Genomic DNA, 24,484 nt, shown 5'->3' on the forward strand with positions numbered 1-24,484 from the left:
AACAACCACAAAAATAAAACAAAACGAATATGAAGAAGATCCTTTTTGGTACACTGGCTCTCGTGTCCATCCTCAGTGTTACCTCTTGTGTAAAGGTGAAGTTTGACGACGACGGAACAACCACTCCGGTAGATCCGGGTACAGACAATACAATTTCCGGAACCATTTCATCCAGCCGTTTTTTGGCAAAAGGAACATATACACTGAAAGGTTATGTGTACGTTACGGAAGGAGCTACATTGACCATTGAGGCAGGGTCTGTTATTAAAAGCGACATTACGGAAAAAGGAGCTTTGATTATCGAAAGAGGCGGCAAGCTGATTGCAGATGGTAAAGCTGCCAACCCAATCGTTTTCACCAGCGGTAAGCCTGCAGGGCAAAGAGCTCCCGGCGACTGGGGCGGCATCATCCTGTTGGGTAAGGCGCCAACCAATCGTCCCCTGGATCCTGCACCTACTATCGAAGGTGGTGTGGGTCGTAAATATGGCGGCACCGATCCCAATGATGAAAGCGGTATTCTTCGTTTTGTTCGTATCGAGTTTGCTGGTATTGCCGCTGAACCCGGTTCTGAGATCAACGGCTTAACATTAGGTGGAGTAGGCGCTGGTACTATCATTGAAAACGTACAGGTGTCATTTGGCAATGATGATGCATACGAGTTTTTCGGTGGTACAGTAAATGCCAAAAACCTGATCGCATTAGCCACAGCCGATGATGATTTCGATTTCGACTTTGGTTATACCGGTAAGATCCAGTTTGGCATCTCCATGAGAAAGCCTGATTTTGTTGATGCCGGTGACGCAGGCAATGGAATTGAAGCTGACAACGATGCTTCCGGAACCACAGCTACACCAAATACACGTCCGCAGTTGAGCAACTTTACCTTTGTTGGACCTAACAATGCAACAGGGACAGCTACCAATCATAACATAGCTAACCGTTGGAGAAGACGAGTACAGTTTGTATTGAGAAACTCAATTTTAATGGGTTATCAGAAAGGTGGTTTCGGTCTTGAGTCAGACGGTACGGCCCAGGCTTACGTAGATAACATTTCCGAATTCAAAAACAACCTGGTACACGCGGTAACAAAACCATATTTAATCGTTCTTTCAAATGGCTCTCCAACTGTTAAACCTACCATTCTTACAGATGAGGGTATTAAGAGTAAGGCGGAAAGCGAAGGCTGTATAACCTATACCAACGCTGAAGATATTCAGCTGGAAAATCCTTTTTATTCTACCTCGCCAAACTTTCTTCCTAAAACGGGTTCGCCTGCATTAGCTGGCTCCAACTATGATGGTATGAACAGCTTTTTTGAAAAGCCCACTTATCGCGGTGCAATGGGAACTACCAACTGGACTTCTGGCTGGACCAACTGGGATCCGCAGAATGCCAGCTATTAATAAAAAATAAGTGATCTCTTTATAATTCACGAACGTCCTGGATATTTTTCAGGACGTTCTTTTTTAGAAATTTGTGAATAGAATAAAAAAGCATGTTTAGAATTACGATAGCCGTCTTTGCTCTCATATCCTTGCTGATCCTGTCTTGTAAAGAGCCGGCTCAAAAGAACTTGTTGCCGGAATTAACCTCCTGCGACAGCGCAGCAATTATGTATTATCACAAACCCGGCAATCCGCGTTTTTTCAGCATGACCAAATTGTTTGACAAAACTTCCCTGTCTTTAATTGCTGCCGATATAAACGGGGAAATAATTACGGCAAATGACACCTGCGCTACCCAGGGAAAGATCTATTACTATGGTAAAGGGGATGCAGTCTATATCGCTTACTTTACCCGCACCAAAGAATGCATGACACTTTTCTTTATCAAAACAGGCAATAAGTATTTTGTAAAAATGAGTGATGAAGTAAAAAACTTATTGAACGGGTTGCAAGAAAAAGCAGTAGAACCAAAAGCGGCAGTAAACTAATCGGGTTCCCGCTGATCTTTGGAATTATAGGTATAGACTACATCTTAGGAACTCTTCTAAGATCTGGTAACAATTTGTTCAGCCACGTTGATTTCTTCAGACAGCGAATGGTTAGAGAACTTTTAATTTGGGTATCATTTTTATGCATCGTAATATTGCGATGCAATGGGCATTACAAAAACGGAAATATTTACGGCCAGGCAAAATAAATTGGCTACCATGCTTAAAGCCCTGGCCCACCCGGCTCGGATTGCTATCATTCAGCATTTGGTTAAAACACAAGCTTGTATCTGTGGTGACCTGGTAGAGGAACTAGGATTGGCACAGGCCACCATTTCCCAGCACTTAAAAGAATTAAAAAACATCGGCATAATAAAAGGCTGTGTCGAGGGCACAAGCGTGAGCTATTGTATTGATGAAAAAGTATGGCAACAGGTAAAAAAAGAATTCGAGACTTTCTTTGTTGCCTACAAAGCAAAGGATAATTGTTGTTGATTTTTTTTTATGTTCATTGATCGTAATAATGCAATAAACCAATAAATATATTTGCCTTTTAGTTTAATTAAAAAATAAAATATGTTTCTTTCCATTAAAGAACGTTGTGATGCATTGGCTAAAAATTTCAGGGAAATACCCGCAGAACGGAAAATACTTTTGGAAAAAATTGCTGCCTTCATCAAAAGCAAGGCGACAAATAATGAGCCCAGTAAGCTTGTTTATGTATGTACACATAATTCCCGCCGGAGTCATTTCGGCCAGGTGTGGGCAGCGGTTGCAGCAGCGTATTACGGCATTGAAAACATACAAACATTTTCCGGTGGTACAGAAGCCACTGCCTTTAATCCAAATGCAATTAAGGCATTGCGTGCAACAGGCTTCGATGTAAAGAAAACTGATGAAAGCAACAATCCTGTTTACGAAGTATATTTTTCTGAAACTGAATTTGTCACCTGCTTTTCTAAAGTATATAACCATCCCGGCAATCCCTCCCAGGATTTCGCAGCTATAATGACATGCTCGGAGGCAGAAGAAAACTGTCCTTTTATTCCAGGCTCTCAGCTTCGTATCGGAACAACTTACAACGACCCAAAAGCATTTGACAATACTATACTCCAGGATGAAAAGTATACTGAGCGGAGCAACCAGATAGCCATGGAATGCTTATACCTTTTTTCAAAACTTACTGATAAATAATCCAGCGTATGAGTGCGAACAATTGTGCACCGGCACACGAAAGAAAGAAATTAGGTTTCTTAGATCGATACCTTACACTGTGGATTTTCCTCGCAATGGCAATAGGAGTGGGAATTGGCTATTTCTTTCCATCCAGTTCAGCTTTTATTAATTCGTTTTCGAGTGGTACGACCAATATTCCACTGGCCATTGGTCTGATCCTGATGATGTATCCGCCTTTTACCAAGGTCAGGTATGATAAACTAAAGGAAGTATTTAAAAATACTAAAGTATTAGGTGTATCTCTGTTGCTCAACTGGATTATTGGTCCCGTCCTTATGTTTGTTCTCGCCATTACATTTTTGAAAGGTTATCCCGAATACATGATAGGTCTTATACTGATTGGCCTGGCTCGCTGTATTGCTATGGTAATTGTGTGGAATGAATTGGCTGAGGGGAGCAGGGAATATGCCGCAGGCCTGGTGGCATTAAACAGTATTTTCCAGGTGTTGATGTTTGGTGTCTATGCATATGTATTTATTACTGTACTTCCGCCTTTATTTGGCTTCACAGGTTCAGTCGTAGACATAACTATTGGGCAGATAGCAGAGAGTGTGGCTATTTATTTAGGTATTCCCTTCGTTGCGGGTTTTTTCACAAGATACATCCTGATAAAAATCAAAGGCGAAGAATGGTATCAAACAAAATTCATTCCTTTTGTTTCCCCAATAACTTTAATTGCTTTACTGTTTACCATCATCGTAATGTTTAGCCTGAAAGGCGAATTGATCGTGCAGATACCCTTTGATGTACTTCGCATTGCCATACCATTGGTAATTTATTTTGTCATCATGTTCCTGGTGAGCTTCATTATTGGTAAAAAAATGGGGGCTGATTATTCAACAAATACTTCAATTGCATTTACAGCGGCTGGCAACAATTTTGAATTAGCCATCGCAGTTGCCATTGGTGTATTTGGTATTAACAGTGGCCAGGCATTTGCCGGGGTAATAGGCCCCCTGGTGGAAGTGCCTGCTCTGATTGCATTGGTCAATGTGGCATTCTGGCTGCGGAATAAATATTATTCAAAACCACAAATTGCTTAGCTCTTGCCCTCCTTTAGTGGTTTTGGGGATTATAGGCATACACCACTTCATAGGAGCTCTTTTTCAGGTCGGGCAATAATTGTCCCACCTGCAGATCGTCCCGTTGCGGCGTAGGTTCGCAGACAGAATACTTGCTGCCGTTATAAACAATCGCATGGCCGATAGGCTTATCGAATTTTACGGCAATCGTCACATGCTTGGGATAAGCCAGCACAATCATCGGCAGGTTATAAATTTCTTTTACCAGGTAAAAAAACAAAGCGGCCCGGTCTTCACAATCGCTTTGACCATACAGTAAAGTTTCTTCCGGCGACATTCTTTTTTCTTTACCAAAAGCATCTGCGTCTTTTTCAAACAGGAAGGCATAACGGGTAAAACGCATCAGGTAGTCAACGCCATTGCGGGTATTCATTCCCTTTATATTTTTCTTCAGCGAAGGGATCAGCGAACGATAGGTTTCCTGGCTTAACGGTATATTGAAATACGAGGCATAATCAACCACCGGGTAATTAGCAAAAATGGTTTTTACCTGCGGATTCAGCTTTACTTTGAAATGATAATTGGTTTGATAGTAATTGAAGGAAATATCTTTTTCTTCATAGTCAGCAGCGGTAAACCCGGGTAAACTGGTCACTTTATACGAAAAGGCTTTCTGTGCTTCGGACCTTTTAACGGCTAACCCGGTGAATTTTTCTTTGTCGAAGTCGATGCTCCCATAGTCATGATAGTTCAGGCAGACATACTGTTTGCCATCACACACCCGGAACGGAATATTATAAATGTTCTCATCACTCTGCACATAAAAAAGAATGCGGTTGGCTGAAATGGCCAGCGTGGCGTCATAGCCCGATTTGGATAAAAAGAACCATTTATACAGGGTATAACGTTCATAATTCTCCGCCTTGGGGCTTATTTGTTGCGCAGTCTTCCGGATCAGTTGATAAAACAACCAGTCGTCGGGCTTATATTCTTCTTTATAGTTCAGCAGGGCAGATACGATGGGTTGGTAATTGGTTTTGCTGATAGCCTCGTAAAAAGATTGGATGTTATCCGCAGAAAGCGGTCCGTTAAACTCCACTCTTGTTGCCGGATCAAAATCAAATGCAATAGTATCGCCATAAAAATCAAAACGCACCGGGCTGTGATGACTTTGGGTAAATGCTGGCGGGGCGAAAACACCGCTTAGCAGCGCAAGGGATAATATGAGGGCAGCAATTTTCAAAGGAACCTTATCTCTTTAAAGATAGAAAACTTAACAATAAGGTAATATTAAATTTTTCCGGTCAGGCAAAAACTTGCCTATGGTCATCGCCATCACCTGGATGTAGTTTATCAGGGGAGTTAATGCATTAATAACCTTGTGATAACCCTGTTGTAACAGTGGGCGGGCATCTTTGCACCAGTTCTTTCAACAACGTCGTTCCAGGCTACAGATGGATTAGCAGTTGTCCATTGTAAGCAATTTCTCATGCAGTTACCATCCCGGGGAGCAAGCAGCCCGGGGTGGTTTTTTTATGCCCAGGCATATAAGAATGCATTCTTCCTTTTCTTCACAATCCCTTCATATCTGCGTAACGATTTGCTAACTCCCACCTTTCACCTTTGATACATTAAAACGTTTCTGTAATGATAAAACTCATCAAACCTTTGTCGATTTGCGCCATGGCTGTTGCCACAGTCATGCTTGCTGATTCCTGTTCCAAAAGTTTAAAAGCAACTTCAGAAGAAGAACAAGTAACTGATACTGCTGAAAAAGCTAACGCACTGGCAGCCCTAAAAGCATCGAGGCTTCAGAATTATTCGGTAACACCTGCATTAATCAAAAAAATGCCGGGTTTTGAAGCGGTGAATATTTACAGCCTCATCAGCAGCGATGATGAATTTACAGGCTTTCGTTTTGCCGGCTCGGCTGACGGCGCAGGATTGGTAAAAAATCCTGATGGTGATGGATATATTATGATGGTGAACAACGAAGACAATTATTCTGTTGCAAGGCTCTTTTTAGATAAGAATTTAAAACCACTTCGTGGTGAGTATGCATTAAACTCGGATGGCGGTACCTGGCGCCTCTGCTCGGGTACGATGGCAACTCCGCAGGAAAATGGTTTTGGTCCCCTTTATCTTTCTGCCGGTGAAAGTAATTCGGAAGCAATGATTCATGGCATTGATCCCTTTGCCACAAGTTTGAGCCCCAATGTCGCAAAAGGTTTGCCGGGATTGGGTAAATGGAGTGCTGAAAATGCAGTACCATTAAGCAAACATGCTTATCCTGGTAAAACCATTATCATCACCGGCGAAGATGCCTCAGACGCAAGTGGCGGACAGCTGGCAATGTATAAATCAGATATCACGGGTGATCTGGAAAACGGAAGTCAATACATGTTGAAAAGGGTAGATGGCGTACAAAAAGAAACAGCCATGACGGTAGGAACTACCTACGGGGTGGAGTTTGTAAAAATTGAAAATCACAAAACCCTAACCGGTACCCAGATACAGGCTTTGGTCGATCCCTTGCAAGCTATCAAGTTTGGCCGGGTAGAAGATATTGACTATCGCAAAGGCAAAGGAAATAGCAGGGAAATTTATTTCAACGTTACAGGCCAGGATCCCTCCGGCGTTAATACCGATTTATCCCGCACCGTCATGGGCCGTGTATACAAGCTGGAGTTGGACCCTTCCGATCCCCTCAAAGGAAAATTGACCTGCATACTCGATGGTGATGACAATAATGGCATCGCAAAGGATTTTCAAAACCCGGACAATATCATGGTTACGGAAAACTATGTTTACATCCAGGAAGACTCTAATACCTATGGCTCCGAGGAGCATGACGCCTACGTTTATCAGTTCAGCATAGCAACGGGTGAATTGAAAAAAGTTTTTGAACTGGATCATCGCAGAAATGAAGCCGACGCAGCCAAATATAATGTCAATGGCGTTTCGAAAAAAGGAAGCTGGGAATATGGTGCCCTGGTGGATATTTCTGACCTGGTACATCTGCCCAATACATTTATACTGTGCATCCAGCCCCATTCATGGACCGATGCAAAATTTGCCGGTGTGGATGGCGGTTCCAAAAGAGCCAGCGAAAAACAGGGAAGCCAAATCGTTATTTTACAGGGCTTGCCCAAATAAAAACTAATTTCTATTGATTTTCCCCGGGCTTCAGGGTCCGGGGAATTTTTCTTTTTTAGCAATGAAATGAGCCATGAAGTGCTTATCACCAACCAAGATGATTATTTGGCGAACCTGTCTGCCGATAGGCAAGATTCCATATAGCAAAAAAACAATAGCGAATAACATATGAAAAAAACATGGGTTATTGCCATCAGTTGTTTAGCCTGTTTAATTTTAATATGGGCCGCTTGTTTCCATTCAAAAAAAGAAACAAAAGCGGAACAGGTGGTCGCCGCTTACCAGGGTGATATCGAAGCGCTGCTAAAGCAGGTTGATACGCTTATAGCTTTGACGAAGAAGAACGTTGCTGTCACTGACCTTCAACAGCAGTTTTACAAGGCAAAATATGCCTATAAACAAATAGAATGGCTGGCAGAATACTATCAGCCGTATACTGCCAGGTTTATCAATGGCCCTGCCTTACAGGAAGTAGAACCTGAAAATAAAGCGATCACTATCGAACCGGAAGGCTTCCAGGTGATCGAAGAATTTTTATTTCCCGTCTATGACAGCAGTTCAAACAAAGAATTGCTGCAGCAAATCGCATTGCTTCGTTCCAATATTTCCCGTTTACAGAAAGCGGCGCTTAATTTAGAAACCACCGATGCGCATGTTTTTGATGCTTTACGTTTACAGTTGTTCCGCATCATCACCCTTGGTATTTCAGGTTTTGATTCTCCCATTGCCCAAAACAGCATCAACGAAGCGGCTGCTTCCGTTAAGGGAATACAATTTTACCTGTCATCGTACCTGCAAAAAAATAAAACCTCGCAAACTATAGATAGCTTGTTGCAGGCAACACAAAAATACCTGGCTGCACAGCACGATTTTATTGCGCTTGACCGTATGCAGTTAATAACCCGGTACCTCGACCCGTTAGCGGAAAATATATTGGCCCTGCAAAACGAATTGGATATCCCGGTATTCAATGAGCCCCGGTTGTTGAAGGCCGGTGCCGGGCATTTATTCGCCGCAGGTATTTTTAATCCCGATTTTTATACCCCCGATGCCGCCTCTGCTTCTTCGGCGGTGAAAATAGCGCTGGGTGAAAAACTTTTTTATGATCGGGTACTGTCGGTGAATCGAAGCAGGAGCTGTGCCTCCTGTCACCAGCCTGATAAGGCTTTTACGGATGGGTTAAAAACCAATAAGGCATTGAATGGTTTGGCTTCACTCCGAAGAAATACACCCACGCTGTTGAATGCAGCCTTGCAACCTGCACTGTTTTATGATACCCGTGTCGCCTATCTCGAAGACCAGGCCAAAGCGGTGATTACAAATAAAGATGAAATGCATGGATCGCTGTCGGCTGCCGTGAAGTTTTTAAAAGAGGACGGAGAATACCAGCAACTTTTTAAAAAGGCCTATCAGGAAGAAGAGATCAATGAACATCATATAAAAAATGCCATAGCAGCCTATGTACGTTCCCTTATTGCCCTCAACTCAAGATTTGATCAGTATATGCAGGGAAATAACATGGCGATGAACCAGGTGGAGATTGACGGCTTCAATTTATTCATGGGTAAGGGTAAATGCGGTACTTGTCATTTCGTCCCTTTATTCAATGGTACTAATCCGCCGCAATTCTTAAAGATCGATGCGGAGATAATTGGTGTACCTGCCACTACCGATACGCTGCAGCCGCAACTGGATGCGGATCAGGGAAAATATTACAATCACAAGATTGATCTGTATCGCTTTGCCTTCAAAACACCAACACTTCGCAACATCGAACTGACAGCGCCTTACATGCACAATGGTGTATTCAACACGCTGGAAGAAGTGATAGCCTTTTATGACAGGGGCGGCGGAAAAGGATGGGGGCTCAGGTTAGATCATCAAACCCTGCCCGAAGAACGATTGAAGCTAAGCGCTTATGAAAAGAAAGCCATGGTCGCTTTTTTAAAAACATTAAATGATACGGTTATTAACCGTCAGCGTTGATATGATTTCATTAGCTTTCAGTGGATCCATTCCAATTTTCGCTGCGTTAGGTTCTTAGCTTTTGCAGTTTAATAAACGCTGCATCCCTTCCGCCCGAGGGGAAGAAGTGATTGCGCATAACAAAGATTCCAAAGGGGTGGGTTTGGATAAGCGAAAATTTTGGCTGCACGCATTGCATTTCATAGCATCACAAGAACTTTCTGTTAATTCAATTCAGCGCTGCTTGTTCATTTTAATTAATCTCTAAATTGCTCTGTATAAAACACCTTTAAAACTTATTACTATGGATGCTACAACCAACAGCCTTAACTGGTTTGAGATTCCCGTTACAGATATGCAACGGGCCAAACATTTTTACCAGGCAGCCTTCAGTATGCATATGGAAGAATCCGAAATGATGGGAATGCAAATGGCTTTCTTCCCCTACACAATGGGCAGCGGCAAGCTGTCCGGCGCATTAGTGCAGGGAGAGTTTCATCAGCCCGGTCAGCATGGGCCACTCATTTATTTAAACGCCAACCCTTCCATGGATTCCATACTTGAAAAAATTGAGGGCATGGGCGGCACGGTACTAAGCCCTAAAACACAGATTACACCCGAAATTGGCTACATGGCGATATTCCAGGACACAGAAGGAAATAAGGTAGCGCTTCATTCACAGGAATAATTAAAAGAGGTTCAATGAAAAAATGATAATAAAGCGTAATGCCAACGGCATCACAAGATGAATTAAAAAATAAAGCGGCATATTGCCGCTTTATTTATTCACGTGATTGAAAGCCTTGTTATCACCACAAAAACTTCAGCACGGATTTTCGATAGGGTACGGATCAAAACGTTTTCAATGGATTGGATTTTTGTAAGGAACGGATCAACGCTTTGCTTGCAGTACAAAGAAACTACGAACCGCCACCTTAAAAAATAGACATAGCTGTCATTTCCGGGTAATGAAATTACCTGCCTGCCTGTAGAATTTTGTTTACGGAAACCTGCGGGGTACTTGTACGCAATCATTGAATTAAAGCGTAAGGGTTTATATGTCAGAACCAGTATTTGGTATTACCATAGCATCGATTGGCAGAAAAAATAACTATCAGCAGGTATGGAACTGTTAATTGAGTCAATAAAAAAACCTGGATAATGAATTATTCCGGTTTTGTCATTGGGGTGTATGCCAAATGTCCGAACGATCATTGCCGGTTGATATAAACTGGCCTGGGTTGTATTTGCGTTACAAATAGGAAGTAGCGCATTTTTTGTTAATAGGCTTAAAAAAGAAGGTGTTGAAAATATTGTTTTACTATTGTTGGTAGCATATTTTAGCAGAAATACACTCGTTCGACCGCAATGCCTCGCACAAGGAAAAATCCCTTCGTCCGCTTTGCGGACTCCCGGTCTTTTTCTCCTAAGCTATTGCGGTCGAACGATCGGGATTTACTTGTAAATTTATCGGGCGGTGAACTTTGTGCAAGTCACCTGCGGCGAACAAAAGGATTTACAAAATGCCCCGATAAATTTACACGTACCCACAGATTCTCGCAGCTGCTTCGCTGAAAGCCTCTGGCTTTCGCTCCCGCATCTGCTCCATCCGTGGGCACTTCGTAAATCCCGATCGTTGTATGTCACCATATGGGGACACACTGTTCCTGTTTGGCAAGACCTAAAACTTTGCCATGCTGCCCAACGCTATTTTTAGCTTTTTGCGAGGCACACAAAACCCAGACACAATGCCAACCTTGCCAAAAGCTAAAAATGCCAACGCACTACCCACCCACCCCGGCTGACGAGTATCCATCATCATTAGTACAACATATCAGCAACATATCTTTAGTCGGCTCAATATGGAAAATTATCCATCTATCTGCGTTCATCCTCCATTTTTTAAGGGTTGATACCGAATCATCTTTGCGCTGTCAATAACGACATCAAAAATTAAAAAATAAAACAATGAAAAAATTCACAGTTCCCTCAAGAAATGAAGTAGCACCTGCTAATCAAACCATCTTTGATAATTTAAACAAAGCGCTGGGTTTCGTTCCGAATTTGTATGCCGCTATCGCTTATTCTGAAAATGGATTAGGCCGTTACCTGGCTTATCAAAATGCCAAAACCACGTTGAGCAACAAAGAAAAAGAAGCGGTTAATTTAGTGGTAAGCGAAGTAAACAATTGTTTATACTGTAAAAGTGCCCACACCGTAATTGGTAAAATGAATGGTTTTACAGACGAACAACTGCTGGATATCCGCCGTGAAAAAACTGATAACCCCAGACTGAATGCATTGGTGAAATTAGCTGCCAGTATCACCCGTAACCGTGGCAATGCAGACGCAGCATTGGTTGATGATTTCTTTGCACAAGGTTATACCAATGAAAACTTAGTTGACCTCATTCTGCAAGTGAGTGATAAAACAGCGATGAACTATTTGCATAACCTTACTAAAATTCCGGTTGATTTTCCTTTGGCACCGGCTTTGGAAACAGAAGCAGTGCTTAACTAAGATTTATAATCAGTAATGAAAAATTCAAAGCCGGGGATTGCACCCGGCTTTTTTATTAAACAAGTCCATAACAGGGAAAATCGTCCATCCACTTGCGCTCACTCTCCATTTTTTAAGGCTCATAACTGAAGCACCTTTGTACTGTCAACAATAATCAAACAATTAAAAATTAATACAATGACAAACAGCAATGTTCCTCTCAACGATTTATTAGAGATGCTTAAAAAAGGCGAGATAGCCGAAGCACAGGAAAAATATTTTGCCGATGATGTGCAAACACAGGAAGCCAACGGCCCGGTTATAAGCGGAAAAGCCAATGCAAAAGCTGCACTCGCTGCTTTCCAGGCTGCCAATAACGTTACGGGCTTTATCGCTTATGAAGTAGGTAATGCCGCTGTAAATGGCAATCATTCTTTTTACAATGTTGCCTTGGTATTACAGGTAAATGGAAAAGATATTGCAAGGATTGAACAAGTGGCATCCACTACCTGGAAAGATGGCAAAATCATCAACGAAAGATATTATCATGGTTAAAAGTAAAGGTAAAAGCCGGGAGCAATTCTCGGCTTTTTTATTACATAAATCTGTAGCAGGGAAAATTGTCCATCCCCCTGCGTCCATTTTCCATTTTTTATGGCATTAATTGGGTGCACCTTTGTACTGTAAAACAAACACAATGACCAATACAATACAACAGAAAGGATTAACAAAAGCTGATTATAGAAATTACCTTGAAAATGGAATCAGTTATAATCAATACAAACAACAGATGGCGGAAGACCTGGCACTGAATGCAAACATGAAAACAAAGGAATACATCAACCTGAATCAACGCAGGATGCACCGGGTGGAGAAAACTTATAAGCCATCCGCAGAAATTATTGCACAGGTGAAAAACCTAAAGCATAAAACTTACTGGCTGGTTTTGACAGAACACTGGTGTGGTGATGCTTCACAAACATTGCCTGCATTGAACGCCATTGCACAGTTAAGTGAAGGAAAGATTGAGATGAAATTGGTTTACCGTGACCAAAACGATGAATTAATGAATGCATACCTTACCAATGGAACAAGGTCAATACCCAAACTGGTTCAATTGGGTGAGCATTATAATGTAACCGGTATTTGGGGGCCAAGACCAACAATTGCACAAAGGATGGTGAAGGAATTAAAAGCTAACCCGGCTACTGCTGCCACTTATGCCAATGAACTTCATTTGTGGTATGCTAAAGACAAACAGCAATCGCTGGAAAAAGAAATAGCACAATTAATTTTCAGGGCTAATTTATTTTGCCCGGAATGTTTATCATAAAAAATCAAAACATGGAACAACGTCATCCGCTTCCTCCGTTTACGGAAGAAACTTCCAAACAAAAAATTCAAATGGCCGAAGATGCCTGGAACAGTAAAGACCCGGTGAGGGTTTCAAAAGCATACACGGTAGCTAGTGAATGGAGAAACCGTAACCAGTTCATCAATGGCCGTGATGAAATTGTACAATTTCTTACCGGTAAATGGGAAAAGGAATTAGACTATAAACTGAAAAAAGAATATTGGGCACATACCGGCAACCGCATTGCTGTGAGGTTTGAGTATGAGTATCAAAATGCAGCGGGACAATGGTTTCGTGCTTATGGAAATGAGAACTGGGAGTTTGATGAGAATGGTTATATGGCTAAACGTTATGCAAGCATTAATGATGTGGAGATTGATGCGAAAGACAGAAAACTCAAATAAATTATTATATGCAACAAGAAACTTTAAATTACGATGATGAGCCGGTTGTGCTTCCTGATGAATGCGGAGATACGTTGTGGGATGTTGTTTTACAACAGGAAGCAAACAATTCTGCAGTAAAAGGCGTAACTAAGAATGCTATTTCTCTGCTGAACAGCATTGATGCAGTACAAGTGAGTGATACAACGAAAGCAGAGCAGGCATTCAAAAAGCCGGGACAATAAAAAAAGAACATGGCAAAAAATTTTGCAACAATTGCTTTTACGGATGCTGTTAAAGCATTACAGGAAAAAAACGGAAGCCGTGCAAGTTATGCAAGAATGGAAAAACAGACTTATGTAGATGGGTTAACGGAAAGTGAAATTGATTTTATATCGCAGCGGGACAGTTTTTATATGACGAGTATTGGCGAAAATAATTTTCCATACATACAGCACCGTGGCGGACCAAAAGGTTTTGTAAAAGTGCTGGATGATAAACGGATTGGTTTTATAGATTTTCGTGGTAACATGCAGTACATTTCTGTTGGCAATATTGCCACCAATAATAATGTTGCAATGATAATGGTGGATTACCCAGCGAGAACAAGGTTAAAAATTCTGGCCAAAGCTGAAATTGTGGAACTGAAAGATGACCCGAAGCTGTATGATTTACTGGATTTAAATGATTATAAATTTAAACCTGAACGGATGATGGTGCTGCATGTGGAAGCTTATGATTGGAACTGTCCGCAGCATATTACACCGAGATATACAGTAGAAGACATTGAAGAAGCTTTTGCAGGTCAACTGAAACATATAGCTAAATTGCAAGCGGAAGTAAAAGAGCTGAAACAAAGATTAAAAGAAAAGGAAGCATGACCAAAGAATTAAAACGGGTGGTGATAACAGGAATGGGCGCCATTACTCCGCTGGGAAACTCGGTGGATGAGTTTTGGAAAAATATTGTTGCCGGCAAAAGCGGTGTTGACTTTATTACAAAATTTGACAGCAGTTTATTTAAAACAAAATTTGCTGCAGAAGTAAAAGGTTTTAATGCCGGAACTTATTTTGAAAAGAATGAAGCGAGAAAATATGATTTGTTTACACAGTATGCTGTTGCTGCTGCTGAGGAAGCCATAAAACAGGCGGGATTAAATTTTGAAACACTTAATAAAAATAAGATTGGCGTTATCTGGGGTTCGGGTAACGGCGGTATTTTAACTTTCCAGGACCAGTTGGAAGATTTTTTTAAAGGAAATAAAAACCCGAGGTTCAATCCTTATTTTATTCCAAAGATTATTGCTGATATTCCTTCGGGAGTCATTTCTATACGTCATGGGTTAAGAGGATTGAATTTTTCTACCATTTCTGCCTGTGCATCGTCTACCACCGCCATTATTGATGCATTTAATTACATACGGTTGGGTAAAGCAGATATTGTAATTGCCGGTGGTTCGGAAGCGGCGATTAATGAAAGCGGTGTGGGTGGATTTAATGCCTCCAAAGCGTTGAGTACACATAATGAAAATCCGCAGGCAGCATCAAGGCCCTTTGATATAAAGCGGGATGGTTTTGTTATGGGTGAAGGAAGCGGGGCACTGGTGGTGGAAAGTTTAGATAGTGCCTTAGCAAGAGGGGCTTACATACTTGCAGAAGTGGTGGGTGGTGGAATGGCCGCAGATGCTTACCATTTAACCGGTACACATCCTGAAGGTGAAGGTGCTTATCTTGGAATGCTGGATGCATTAGATGATGCAGGCATTACACCGGATGCAGTTGATTATGTAAATGCACATGCAACATCCACCCCTTTGGGTGATGAGAGTGAATTGAAAGCAATTGCAAGAGTGTTTGGTGAAAGAAACACTTTGAACATTAGCGGCACTAAATCAATGACCGGTCATTTATTGGGTGCAGCCGGTGCCATCGAAGCCATTATTACTGTAAAAGCGGTGCAGGAAAACATAGTGCCTCCAACAATTAACACCGATGAAGTGGAGCCGGGTTGGAATGACAGATTCAATTTAACCTTAGGTGCCGCACAGCAAAAAGAAATTAATTATGCCATGAGTAACACATTTGGTTTTGGTGGACATATTGCTTCTGTGTTGTTTAAAAAATATATCTGATGCCTGTAGATTCAACTGTTGATATACTTGCTTTTGGCGCCCATCCGGATGATGTGGAGTGTGCCGCAGCCGGTGTATTGATTAAGCATATTGAAATGGGGAAAGCTGTGGCTGTTGTTGATTTAACTGCCGGTGAAATGGGCAGCTATGGCACTGTGGAAGAAAGAAAAAAAGAAGCGGAAGCTGCGGCTGTATTGATGGGGATTAACCAAAGGAAGCAATTGAATTTACCAGACGGTGGTATTGAAAATAATGAAGCAAACAGGTTATTGATAATAGAGGCAATAAGAAAATACCGCCCTGCAATTGTTATAGCCAATGCCATAAATGACCGTCACCCCGACCATGCCAATGCAGCAAAACTTGTTTCGGATGCAGCTTTTTTATCAGGATTAAAAAAGAAAAAAACTTTTTACAACGGTGTTGAACAGGAAGCATGGAGACCGCAGGCAGTTTATCATTACATACAGGATTATTTTATTGACCCCGTTTTTGTGATAGACATCACAGCACAAATGGATAAAAAAATGGAAGCCATCCTGTCATTTAAATCTCAATTTGTAGAGCCAAAGGATAATGAACCAAATTCAATACTTGGCCTCATTAACCAGATAAAAAGCATGAACAGCATTTATGGAAGGCCCATTAATGCCGCTTATGCAGAGGGGTTTACAGCTAACAGGTATATTGGGGTATCAAACTTTTATCAACTCATTTAATATAAGAGATAACAATGCTCAATCAGTCAACATTTACATTAATCAATCCGCAAAACGGCAATCTTGCATTCAAACTATTTGAATTTGAAGACAACAGTCATTTTGACCATATACAACGACAGAATTATTTTTCACTGATATGGGTGAAAGAGGGCAATGGAAAAATAAAAGCCGATTTTGCTGAGTATGATTTTGCAGCCGGAAGTTTATTTGCCTTTGCCCCATACCAGCCGTATATGTTTACAATGGATAAACCGCTGAAAGGAATAGCCATTCATTTTCATTCTGATTTTTTTTGCATCCATAAACATCACAAAGAAGTAGCCTGTAATGGGGTATTGTACAACAATGTATATCAGCCGCCATTTGTAACAGTGGATCAACCTTCCGCTGCCACTTTTGAAATGCTTTGCCAACAGATAAAAACTGAAATGCAAAACCCGGCACTGGCACAATATGAATTGCTTGTTTCGTATTTAAAAATATTTTTGATAACAGCATCCCGTTTAAAAACACAGCAGCATACACAGGCAGCAGAAGAAATGAAGGACAATAAAGAACCCTTCATTCTGCAGAAATTAAAAGATGCCATTGAAGAGAACTTTAAAACCAAACATTCGCCATCAGATTATGCGGAGATGCTTTACATAACACCAAAGGCGCTGGCAAAAATTACCAAGAACCATTTTAATAAAACTATCAGCAGTTTAATAAACGAACGCATCATCATTGAAGCCAAACGGGAACTTTACCTTACTAATAAAACCGTGAAAGAAATTGCTTACGAATTAGGGTATGAAGATGAATATTATTTCAGCCGGTTCTTCAAAGTAAATGCAGATGTATCGCCGCAGATGTACAGGGATACGGTGGGGTATGCAAAGGCGATGGCGTAGCTATTTAGACTCATTTTCTAATGACAACAATAGAATGCCAACACATAAGCCAACTCACCAAATCGGGCAGATTTGCAAGGCACACAAAGCCGACACACAAAAGCCAACTTTGCAAAAGAGCCCGCCTTGTTCCTACGCTTTCGGGACACACTCTGCCACAGTGGACACATACGTTCAATTCAAGTTACCAAAACGAAGGGCGAACATACAACATTGGTATTGCCAAAATGCAGGCTGACGGAAACCGTGTTTCAGCTTTTGTAATTCTGTTGGGCTGCATATCCAGCTTGACCTTATCTATTTAGCTATGTGCATATCATCATCTTTTTTATCTTTACTCAGCAGCGGTCCTCCGGGGCGGACGGAATTCTATTTCCTGCACTTCGGCAATACCTGCCCGTTCGACCGCAATGCCTCGCACAAGGAAAAATCCCTTCGTCCGCTTTGCGGACTCCCGGTCTTTTTCTCCTAAGCTATTGCGGTCGAACGATCGGGATTTACTTGTAAATTTATCGGGTAGTGAACTTTGTGCAAGTCACCTGCGGCGAACATGAGGATTTACAAAATGCCCCGATAAATTTACACGTACCCACAGATTCTCGCAGCTGCTTCGCTGAAAGCCTCTGGCTTTCGCTCCCGCATCTGCTCCATCCGTGGGCACTTCGTAAATCCCGATCGTTAGCGGTCATTGTAGGACGACCACGAGCATAATTGACATAAACTTAAAAATATGAGAAAAGTAATTGCAGCAATCAATATGACACTTGACGGGTTTTGCGACCACACAGCAGGAATTCCGGACGAAGAATTACATCAACATTACTCTGAACTGTTAGACAATGCAGGGGTAACTCTATATGGAAGGACGACCTACCAACTTATGCAATTCTGGCAAACACTGCTAAAAAATCCATCAGGAGAAAAATCAATGGACGAATTTGCAGTGGCAATAGACAAAGTACCCAAAATTGTTTTTTCACATACGCTGAAAAATACGGAATGGGACAGTGCTAAATTGTCAAATCAACCTATTGAAGAAGAAGTTTCAGAACTCAAACAACAATCGGGCAAAGACATTTTAGTTGGAAGTCGGAGTTTAATTATTCAGCTAATGAACCTTAATTTGATTGATGAGTTTCAGCTTTGTGTTCATCCTGTCATAGTTGGAAAAGGCCTGCCATTGTTTGACAAAATAAAAGACAGGACAATTTTTAAACTTTTAAAAACAAAAACTCTTGGTTCTGGTGCAATCGTGCTTTATTACGAGCCCATACGACAGTAAAAAACTAACCGCTAAACGATATGACAAAAAGTAAATTACTTGAAATGAACAACGTTGGTATCGTTGTAGAAAATCTTGATAATGCAATTTCTTTTTTCACAGAAATAGGACTGAAACTTGAAGGACGAGCAATGATTGAAGGAGAATGGGCAGGTCGTGTAACTGGACTTGGCAATCAGAGCGTAGAGGTTGCGATGATGGTTACCCCTGACGGGCACAGCCGTCTTGAGATTTCAAAATTTCTGACACCGACAACTATTTCTGACCATCGAAAAGCACCTGTTAATTCTCTTGGGTATCTAAGAATTATGTTCAGAGTTGACAATATTAACGAGTTGGTGTCCAGACTTACAAAGCAAGGTGCTGAACTTGTTGGCGAAGTGGTTCAATATGAAGACATATATCGGCTATGCTACATTCGCGGAACAGAAGGACTTCTAATTGGGTTGGCAGAACAACTAAATAACAAATGAAAACAAAAAACAACGAACCGCTAACATTGAGTTTTGCGTTATTTGGGCTGACGGAATATCCCATCAGCTTCATAAACACGGATGAACATTTGTCCCGGCTGACCTAATCACAGGTGAACGACATAATCTATCTTCATCGCTATGGTGTGATAGTTGGGACACAACTCCTGCATCAGCCAGCGTAGTTCGATATTACGATAACATTCCTGTTCTAATTTGCGGCTGCTGCGTACTTTGTTCAAATAGCCATACAAGTATAGCTTTAACAACACCGGTGGTGCATATGGCGGACGACCGTCTCCCTTTGGTATTGTGCGATTAAAGCCAAGCTTTGGCAAGTCAAGCTTGTCAACAAATGCATCCATAAGTCTTGCCGGGTTGCCGGGTGATACCTGTTGATCCAGTGTGACGAAGCAGGTTTGATGCCAACAACCGGATTAATGAGGTATCCGAAGCAATGAAGTCTTCCTGGTTCGGTTGTTGGTGATATGGAGCTAAATTTGAAGAAGCAATCAAAAAATGAAAATAATAGTATTGCCTGTTTTGGCATTATTAGTATTCAATGCCGCATGGACTCAAAATACCTTCAGGGCAATAATTAAAGACAGTGTAACAAGAGAAGTACTGGATGAAGCTTCCATTTCGTTAAAAGGAGATACGCTGCATGCTGTTTCTAACCGGGCAGGAGAAATAGTTATTACCGGGGTGCCCGTCGGAAGACAGGCGATTGTAATAAGCCATGTAGGTTATCAAACAAAAGAATTTGTTTTCACTTTTCCTTTATTGGATACTGCCGCCACCGAATTGTTGCTTGTCCCGGTAGCTGAAGCATTGGAAGAAGTGGTAGTACAGGGCACAAGAAGCAACCGCAGCATTGCCAATACGCCTACCCGCGTAGAAGTGTTGACAGAAGAAATTGATGAGGCCGCCACTATGGACCCAAGTAAAGTGGCCCATTTGCTTACACATAGTACGGGCATACAGGTGCAGCAAACTTCGGCAACCAGTAATACCGCCAATGTCCGTATCCAGGGACTTGACGGACGTTATACCCAGATATTGAAAGATGGGTTTCCGTTATATGGCGGCTTTAGCGGTTCATTGAGCATTATGCAAATCCCGCCGCTTGATCTGCGGCAAATTGAATACATTAAAGGTGGAGCCTCCACGCTATATGGCGGCGGAGCTATTTCCGGTTTGATCAACCTGATTTCAAAAGAACCGGCTACAGAAGAAACATTGATTCATTTGAATGCCTCTCATATCGGTGCATTTGATGTGAACAGCTTTGTAAGTAAGAAAATAGACAAGATCGGGTTTACATTATTGGCGCAACGCAATACTCACAAAATATTTGATGCGGACAAAGACGGATATTCTGATTGTCCCCAACTGACAAAGTATAACTTCAATCCAAAATTGTTTTTTTATTTCACAGATCGTACCCGGTTATCAGCCGGCGCCACATTTACAAGTGAAAAAAGACAGGGTGGTGATGTAAACCTGGTCAACAACGAAATGATTACCTCCGATCATTTTTACAAAGAAGTAAATGACATCAGCCGTATTACAACGCAAGTAAAATTTGATCATAAGCCTGACATCCGCCAAACGATAACGATCAGGAACAGTTTTAATATTTTCAAACGGAGTTTGTCCATTACTCCGTCTTTTTCTTTGGGTGAATATAGGTTTGCCGGCAAACAGTTATCATCGTTTTCAGAAGCTACTTACAGCAACAGGAAAGACAAGAACATGTTTATCGCCGGGCTTAATTTTTATACTGATGATTTTAATGAAACACCTTTGCAAAGCACCATCCTGAGAAATGAAGATTATAAAACATTGGGTGCTTTTGTTAACTACACGTTCGACATGGGGGACAAACTGGCTATTGAGAGCGGGTTAAGAACTGATTATGTTGTTGATGAAAAATGGTATGTGTTGCCAAGAGTATCTGCTTTATTTAAGTGGACAAAAAATCTTACTACAAGAGTCGGCGGCGGCATGGGTTATCGTAATGCAAGCATTTTTAACCAGGAAGCGGAGCTGCCGGGCTACCGGAATGTAATGCCTGTTGACAGGAATACAACCCAGGCAGAAAAGTCTTATGGAGGAAATATTGACGTTGGATATAAAGTGACATTGGGAGAAAACTATTTTATCCATTTCAACCAAATGTTTTTCTATACTTATTTGGATAAGCCGCTAATACTGCAACAAACAACACCAACATCCGGTTTTTACAACTTTGTAAATGCAAATGGCTATACCCAAAGTGCCGGTGCCGAAACCTTTTTTAAATTTGGCTTCTATGATTTTGTTTTATTTGTTGGCTATACTTATACCAATGCCACCAATCATTTCAATAATACAAAAGCCGGCCTGACGCTAACACCCCGGCATAGTTTGAAAGGCGACCTCTTATATGCCATTCCCGGCAAATGGCGCATCGGGCTGGACTATGAATTCAAAAGCAGCCAGCCACTCTCCAATGGGCGTAGGTCAAGATCCTTCTGGACATTTGGCGCGGTGATCGAACACACATGGAAGAACTATACCTTCTTTGGCAATGTAGAGAACTATACCAATCTGCGACAAACGGATTTTGAAAGTTTAAAATCTGCACCATACAATACACCGCAGTTCACGGAAGTATGGGCGCCTCTTGATGGGATTGTAGTCAATTATGGGTTAAAACTGAGATTCTAAGACCGGCGATATTTTCTGTGTCCGCAACCGTTTGCCGAAGGCATTGCGACAAAGTCTTCCTTTGATAATGTTTACAACGCAACAAGCACAGCTTTACAACAGGCCGAAGGATTTAGCTGCCGTTGTGCGAAGAATTGATGGAAACAGGGTTGGCCGTTTCAGGAGGTGTATGAACCGGTGGATGTGCTGATGCGTTAGTACAGCCAGGTGAGAACTTTATGGTCATTGGATCTTCGCAGACCATGAGCACATGCGGGTCAATGGAAAGCAGAAGAACTTTTATATACCACTTTTAAGTCTCTCCAATGCTTCTTCTAATACGTCAAGACCATCAAGCTTTGATACATAAGCATCAGCCCCGCAGGCGAATGCCTTTTGCTGATTCGGCGTCTCATTTTCCAGTGAAAAAATCAGCACCTTAATAAAAGGCCATTTTTGCTTTATATACCTCGTGGTTTTATAGCCGTCCAGGAACGGCATTTTTAAATCAATAATGCAGATATCCGGCAATTTACCTGCTTCGAGTTTCTCAATTAATGATTGACCGTGCTCTGCCTCAATGATCACATCATACCCAAACGAGGTCAAAATGCGAAAGAGTGTTTGCCGGATTAAATGATGATTATCAGTGATGGCGATAGAGAAGAGTGGTTTATTAATCATAGGGGATACGGATAGAGTTGCCTGCGTGAAGGGAATATTGGAATCTGGCATCAGTTCAGTAGGGTAGTTTCATAAAATTCATCCAGCAAAGGAATAAAAATAGTGGAGTAGTGTTGCCATCAATTGCCATGAAAAAAATGTCGCTGCTAATACATTTTTTATGTAGCCGTTATTCTACGAAACCTATTTGCAATAGATGCTGACCATTATTCATGTATTGTCAGCCCATATCTTATTTTTTACAGTTTATAAGTATGTTGTATAAAAAAATCGGTGAAGCTGTGGAAGCCATCACCGTAGCTGCGGACGCACTGCCCCGGAAATTATTGCAAAAAATAAGAACGGCTTCTACACTGACAGACCATCGCTGTAGTAAATTAGTTTAAACCAAGTGGAATGTCGAATCCGAACGTGCTACCCTCTCCAATCTGGCTTTTTACCCAAACTTTTCCTCCCATCGCTTCTATAAACTCCTTGCATATAGCCAGGCCAATTCCGGAGCCTTTTTTATCTGACCTTCCCGGGATCTGGAAATAGCGTTCAAATATCTGGTTGATATAGACCTGGTCAATGCCAGGACCATGATCGGTAACTGCAAAAGAGAGCTGGTTTTTTGCTTTTGCAACAGCAACTATCACGGTGCCTTCGAAAGGAGAGTATCGTATGGCGTTGGTCAGAAAATTATTCAACACCCAACTAACCTTATCGGCATCAGCCCTGAAATCCGGCAGATCTTTTTCAATATTTTGCTCAATAGTTATTTCTTTTTCTTTGGCAGTGGACCTTACCGCCATGATTGAACTCTCAATTACCTGGCTGGGTGAAACGGATTGAATGGTGAGTTGTATTTTGCCCGCTTCTACCTGCGACATATTCAGCAATTCGCTTAATATTTTAAGCATTCGCTGGTTGTCACTTTTTATTTGCTGTATTAAATCCTTCTGCTCGCCTGTTAAAGTACCAACCCGGTTATCTTCAAGAAGTTTGAGGCTGAAATCTGAAGAAGCCAATGGCGTTTTGAGTTCGTGTGAAATGGTGGCGATGAAATTAGTCTTGGCTACATCCAATTCCTTAAAGGAGGTTATATTTTTCAGAACGATTACTTTATTACTGGTTTCTCCCTGTCCCACTTCGATCAGTTCCTTGACAAAATAATTTTCTTTTCCATCCATGACAATTTTAAAAGGGGCATTGCTTTCATTAGTGATCAGGAACCGGAAAAGGTCGTTTTTATCGCTTAGCTCCGATACCGATTTGCCGATAGTTTGTTCGCTTTTTAGCCCGAGCAATTGAAGAGCCTGTTCGTTAACGAATAATACCGAGTTGTTCTTGTCTATTCCGATACTCGCATCCTTCAGGCTATTGATGACCGCTTCAGCTCTTGTTTTTTCAAAAATGAGTTTATTGAGGTTACTGTTCTCAAAATCCTCTAACCGCTCAGTCATGTCATTAAAGGCTCCTGCCAGCTGGCCAAATTCGTCTTTACTCTCCAAATGAATGCGGTGTCGGTAGTTCTTTTTAGAGATTTCTTTTATGGCTTCTGTAAACTTTTTGATGGGAGTAACAAGAACCCCCGGAAAATTGTAAACAAAGCTTATCCCGATAATAAAGGCAATAGTAGCAATCGCGGTAATGGTGGCGATTGCTGATTCGGATGAGCTGGTGGCATAATTATTTTTCTTTTCTATTGCCTGCATATTCAAACTGAGAACGGCCTGGATAGAATTTTCGATGCGGTTATAATTTAATTCACTGCTGTCACCTCCCACCAGGTTGTCAAATGCTTCCCGTAAACTTTTTGTTGCCTTTCCTTCGCCGGGTTCAGTAATGTTGGCTTCCTGTTTTTTTAAATAAAGATCGAACTCCTGAATCGCCGACGGAGAATGCAAACGAATACCATCCAGTTGCCTTTGCATAGTATGGCAATAATCAAGTGTTTCATAATTATCCTTAATAATATTCCTCGATTCCGTTTTTAGTTTTGCGAGATAATAAAGGCTAAAGCCACCCAATAATATCAGTAATAAAAAGAGAAACAGTGTTCCCAATCTGATTTTATT

At 41.5% G+C, this 24,484-nt stretch carries 25 protein-coding genes; 21 read left to right on the forward strand and 4 right to left on the reverse strand.

Annotated features, from left to right (window positions below; genetic code table 11):
* Nucleotides 1-29: 29 nt before the first annotated feature.
* The 5 genes from ACFEL9_RS13765 to arsB all read left to right on the forward strand — a co-directional run bounded on the left by ACFEL9_RS13765 (nt 30) and on the right by arsB (nt 4,212).
* A complete protein-coding gene (locus tag ACFEL9_RS13765; RefSeq protein ID WP_385890943.1) occupies nt 30-1,403 on the forward strand; it encodes a beta-helix domain-containing protein in 1,374 nt (457 codons plus the stop codon).
* 92 nt (nt 1,404-1,495) lie between these two features.
* Nucleotides 1,496-1,933 (forward strand): hypothetical protein, encoded by a 438-nt coding sequence (locus tag ACFEL9_RS13770; RefSeq protein ID WP_385890945.1) that lies wholly within the window; start codon nt 1,496-1,498, stop codon nt 1,931-1,933.
* Nucleotides 1,934-2,098: 165 nt separating this feature from the next.
* The gene (locus ACFEL9_RS13775; protein WP_385890948.1) at nt 2,099-2,428 is read left to right on the forward strand and encodes an ArsR/SmtB family transcription factor; all 330 of its coding nucleotides are present in this window, start codon (nt 2,099-2,101) and stop codon (nt 2,426-2,428) included.
* Nucleotides 2,429-2,509: 81 nt separating this feature from the next.
* Nucleotides 2,510-3,127, forward strand: coding sequence for an arsenate-mycothiol transferase ArsC (locus ACFEL9_RS13780; RefSeq protein WP_385890950.1), 618 nt, complete (start codon nt 2,510-2,512; stop codon nt 3,125-3,127).
* Between the two features lie 8 nt (nt 3,128-3,135).
* Entirely contained in the window at nt 3,136-4,212 is a 1,077-nt protein-coding gene (gene arsB / locus ACFEL9_RS13785; protein WP_385890953.1) for an ACR3 family arsenite efflux transporter, read from the forward strand.
* A gap of 13 nt (nt 4,213-4,225) precedes the next feature.
* Here arsB and ACFEL9_RS13790 read toward each other — a convergent pair whose 3' ends face one another.
* Nucleotides 4,226-5,434: a hypothetical protein gene (locus ACFEL9_RS13790; RefSeq protein ID WP_385890955.1), complete on the reverse strand. Its 1,209-nt coding sequence runs from the start codon at nt 5,432-5,434 to the stop codon at nt 4,226-4,228.
* Between the two features lie 404 nt (nt 5,435-5,838).
* Between ACFEL9_RS13790 and ACFEL9_RS13795 the strand changes: the two genes are divergently transcribed.
* From ACFEL9_RS13795 to ACFEL9_RS13860, 14 genes are all read left to right on the forward strand, one after another.
* The gene (locus ACFEL9_RS13795) at nt 5,839-7,347 is read left to right on the forward strand and encodes a PhoX family protein (protein ID WP_385890957.1); all 1,509 of its coding nucleotides are present in this window, start codon (nt 5,839-5,841) and stop codon (nt 7,345-7,347) included.
* 168 nt (nt 7,348-7,515) lie between these two features.
* Nucleotides 7,516-9,333: a cytochrome c peroxidase gene (locus ACFEL9_RS13800; protein ID WP_385890959.1), complete on the forward strand. Its 1,818-nt coding sequence runs from the start codon at nt 7,516-7,518 to the stop codon at nt 9,331-9,333.
* 283 nt (nt 9,334-9,616) lie between these two features.
* Nucleotides 9,617-10,000: a VOC family protein gene (locus ACFEL9_RS13805; RefSeq protein WP_385890961.1), complete on the forward strand. Its 384-nt coding sequence runs from the start codon at nt 9,617-9,619 to the stop codon at nt 9,998-10,000.
* Nucleotides 10,001-11,280: 1,280 nt separating this feature from the next.
* Complete coding sequence (locus ACFEL9_RS13810) at nt 11,281-11,832, forward strand: carboxymuconolactone decarboxylase family protein (RefSeq protein WP_385890963.1); 552 nt, start codon at nt 11,281-11,283, stop codon at nt 11,830-11,832.
* A gap of 177 nt (nt 11,833-12,009) precedes the next feature.
* On the forward strand, nt 12,010-12,366 hold the full coding sequence (locus tag ACFEL9_RS13815; protein ID WP_385890966.1) for a SnoaL-like domain-containing protein: 357 nt from the start codon (nt 12,010-12,012) through the stop codon (nt 12,364-12,366).
* Nucleotides 12,367-12,508: 142 nt separating this feature from the next.
* Nucleotides 12,509-13,144 (forward strand): thioredoxin family protein, encoded by a 636-nt coding sequence (locus ACFEL9_RS13820; RefSeq protein ID WP_385890969.1) that lies wholly within the window; start codon nt 12,509-12,511, stop codon nt 13,142-13,144.
* 11 nt (nt 13,145-13,155) lie between these two features.
* Nucleotides 13,156-13,569: a DUF1348 family protein gene (locus ACFEL9_RS13825; protein WP_385890972.1), complete on the forward strand. Its 414-nt coding sequence runs from the start codon at nt 13,156-13,158 to the stop codon at nt 13,567-13,569.
* Nucleotides 13,570-13,577: 8 nt separating this feature from the next.
* Nucleotides 13,578-13,793: a hypothetical protein gene (locus ACFEL9_RS13830; protein ID WP_385890975.1), complete on the forward strand. Its 216-nt coding sequence runs from the start codon at nt 13,578-13,580 to the stop codon at nt 13,791-13,793.
* 9 nt (nt 13,794-13,802) lie between these two features.
* Entirely contained in the window at nt 13,803-14,429 is a 627-nt protein-coding gene (locus tag ACFEL9_RS13835; RefSeq protein WP_385890978.1) for a pyridoxamine 5'-phosphate oxidase family protein, read from the forward strand.
* Nucleotides 14,426-15,679, forward strand: a complete 1,254-nt coding sequence (fabF, locus tag ACFEL9_RS13840; protein ID WP_385890981.1) for a beta-ketoacyl-ACP synthase II — start codon at nt 14,426-14,428, stop codon at nt 15,677-15,679. Before ACFEL9_RS13835 ends, fabF begins: the two co-directional genes overlap by 4 nt.
* Entirely contained in the window at nt 15,679-16,398 is a 720-nt protein-coding gene (gene bshB1, locus ACFEL9_RS13845) for a bacillithiol biosynthesis deacetylase BshB1 (RefSeq protein WP_385890983.1), read from the forward strand. Before fabF ends, bshB1 begins: the two co-directional genes overlap by 1 nt.
* 14 nt (nt 16,399-16,412) lie before the next feature.
* Nucleotides 16,413-17,294, forward strand: a complete 882-nt coding sequence (locus tag ACFEL9_RS13850; protein WP_385890986.1) for a helix-turn-helix domain-containing protein — start codon at nt 16,413-16,415, stop codon at nt 17,292-17,294.
* Nucleotides 17,295-18,024: 730 nt separating this feature from the next.
* Nucleotides 18,025-18,576, forward strand: a complete 552-nt coding sequence (locus tag ACFEL9_RS13855) for a dihydrofolate reductase family protein (protein WP_385890988.1) — start codon at nt 18,025-18,027, stop codon at nt 18,574-18,576.
* Nucleotides 18,577-18,596: 20 nt separating this feature from the next.
* Nucleotides 18,597-19,049, forward strand: a complete 453-nt coding sequence (locus ACFEL9_RS13860; RefSeq protein ID WP_385890990.1) for a VOC family protein — start codon at nt 18,597-18,599, stop codon at nt 19,047-19,049.
* A gap of 107 nt (nt 19,050-19,156) precedes the next feature.
* Here the strand turns inward: ACFEL9_RS13860 and ACFEL9_RS13865 are convergent, their stop codons facing one another.
* Nucleotides 19,157-19,453, reverse strand: a complete 297-nt coding sequence (locus ACFEL9_RS13865) for a transposase (protein ID WP_512701509.1) — start codon at nt 19,451-19,453, stop codon at nt 19,157-19,159.
* A gap of 115 nt (nt 19,454-19,568) precedes the next feature.
* On the opposite strand from ACFEL9_RS13865, the gene ACFEL9_RS13870 reads away from it, so the two are divergent.
* Nucleotides 19,569-21,761 carry a TonB-dependent receptor gene (locus ACFEL9_RS13870; protein ID WP_385890994.1) on the forward strand — a complete coding sequence of 731 codons (2,193 nt, stop codon included), beginning with the start codon at nt 19,569-19,571 and terminating at the stop codon, nt 21,759-21,761.
* A gap of 279 nt (nt 21,762-22,040) precedes the next feature.
* Here the strand turns inward: ACFEL9_RS13870 and ACFEL9_RS13875 are convergent, their stop codons facing one another.
* Nucleotides 22,041-22,475: a response regulator gene (locus ACFEL9_RS13875; RefSeq protein ID WP_385890996.1), complete on the reverse strand. Its 435-nt coding sequence runs from the start codon at nt 22,473-22,475 to the stop codon at nt 22,041-22,043.
* A gap of 203 nt (nt 22,476-22,678) precedes the next feature.
* On the opposite strand from ACFEL9_RS13875, the gene ACFEL9_RS13880 reads away from it, so the two are divergent.
* Entirely contained in the window at nt 22,679-22,810 is a 132-nt protein-coding gene (locus tag ACFEL9_RS13880; protein WP_385890999.1) for a hypothetical protein, read from the forward strand.
* Here the strand turns inward: ACFEL9_RS13880 and ACFEL9_RS13885 are convergent.
* The gene (locus ACFEL9_RS13885) at nt 22,802-24,472 is read right to left on the reverse strand and encodes a sensor histidine kinase (protein WP_385891001.1); all 1,671 of its coding nucleotides are present in this window, start codon (nt 24,470-24,472) and stop codon (nt 22,802-22,804) included. The two genes, ACFEL9_RS13880 and ACFEL9_RS13885, sit on opposite strands and share 9 nt — an antisense overlap.
* Nucleotides 24,473-24,484: the final 12 nt, after the last annotated feature.

The organism is Terrimonas alba (assembly GCF_042434975.1).
GTDB classification, from domain to species: Bacteria; Bacteroidota; Bacteroidia; order Chitinophagales; family Chitinophagaceae; genus Terrimonas_B; species Terrimonas_B alba.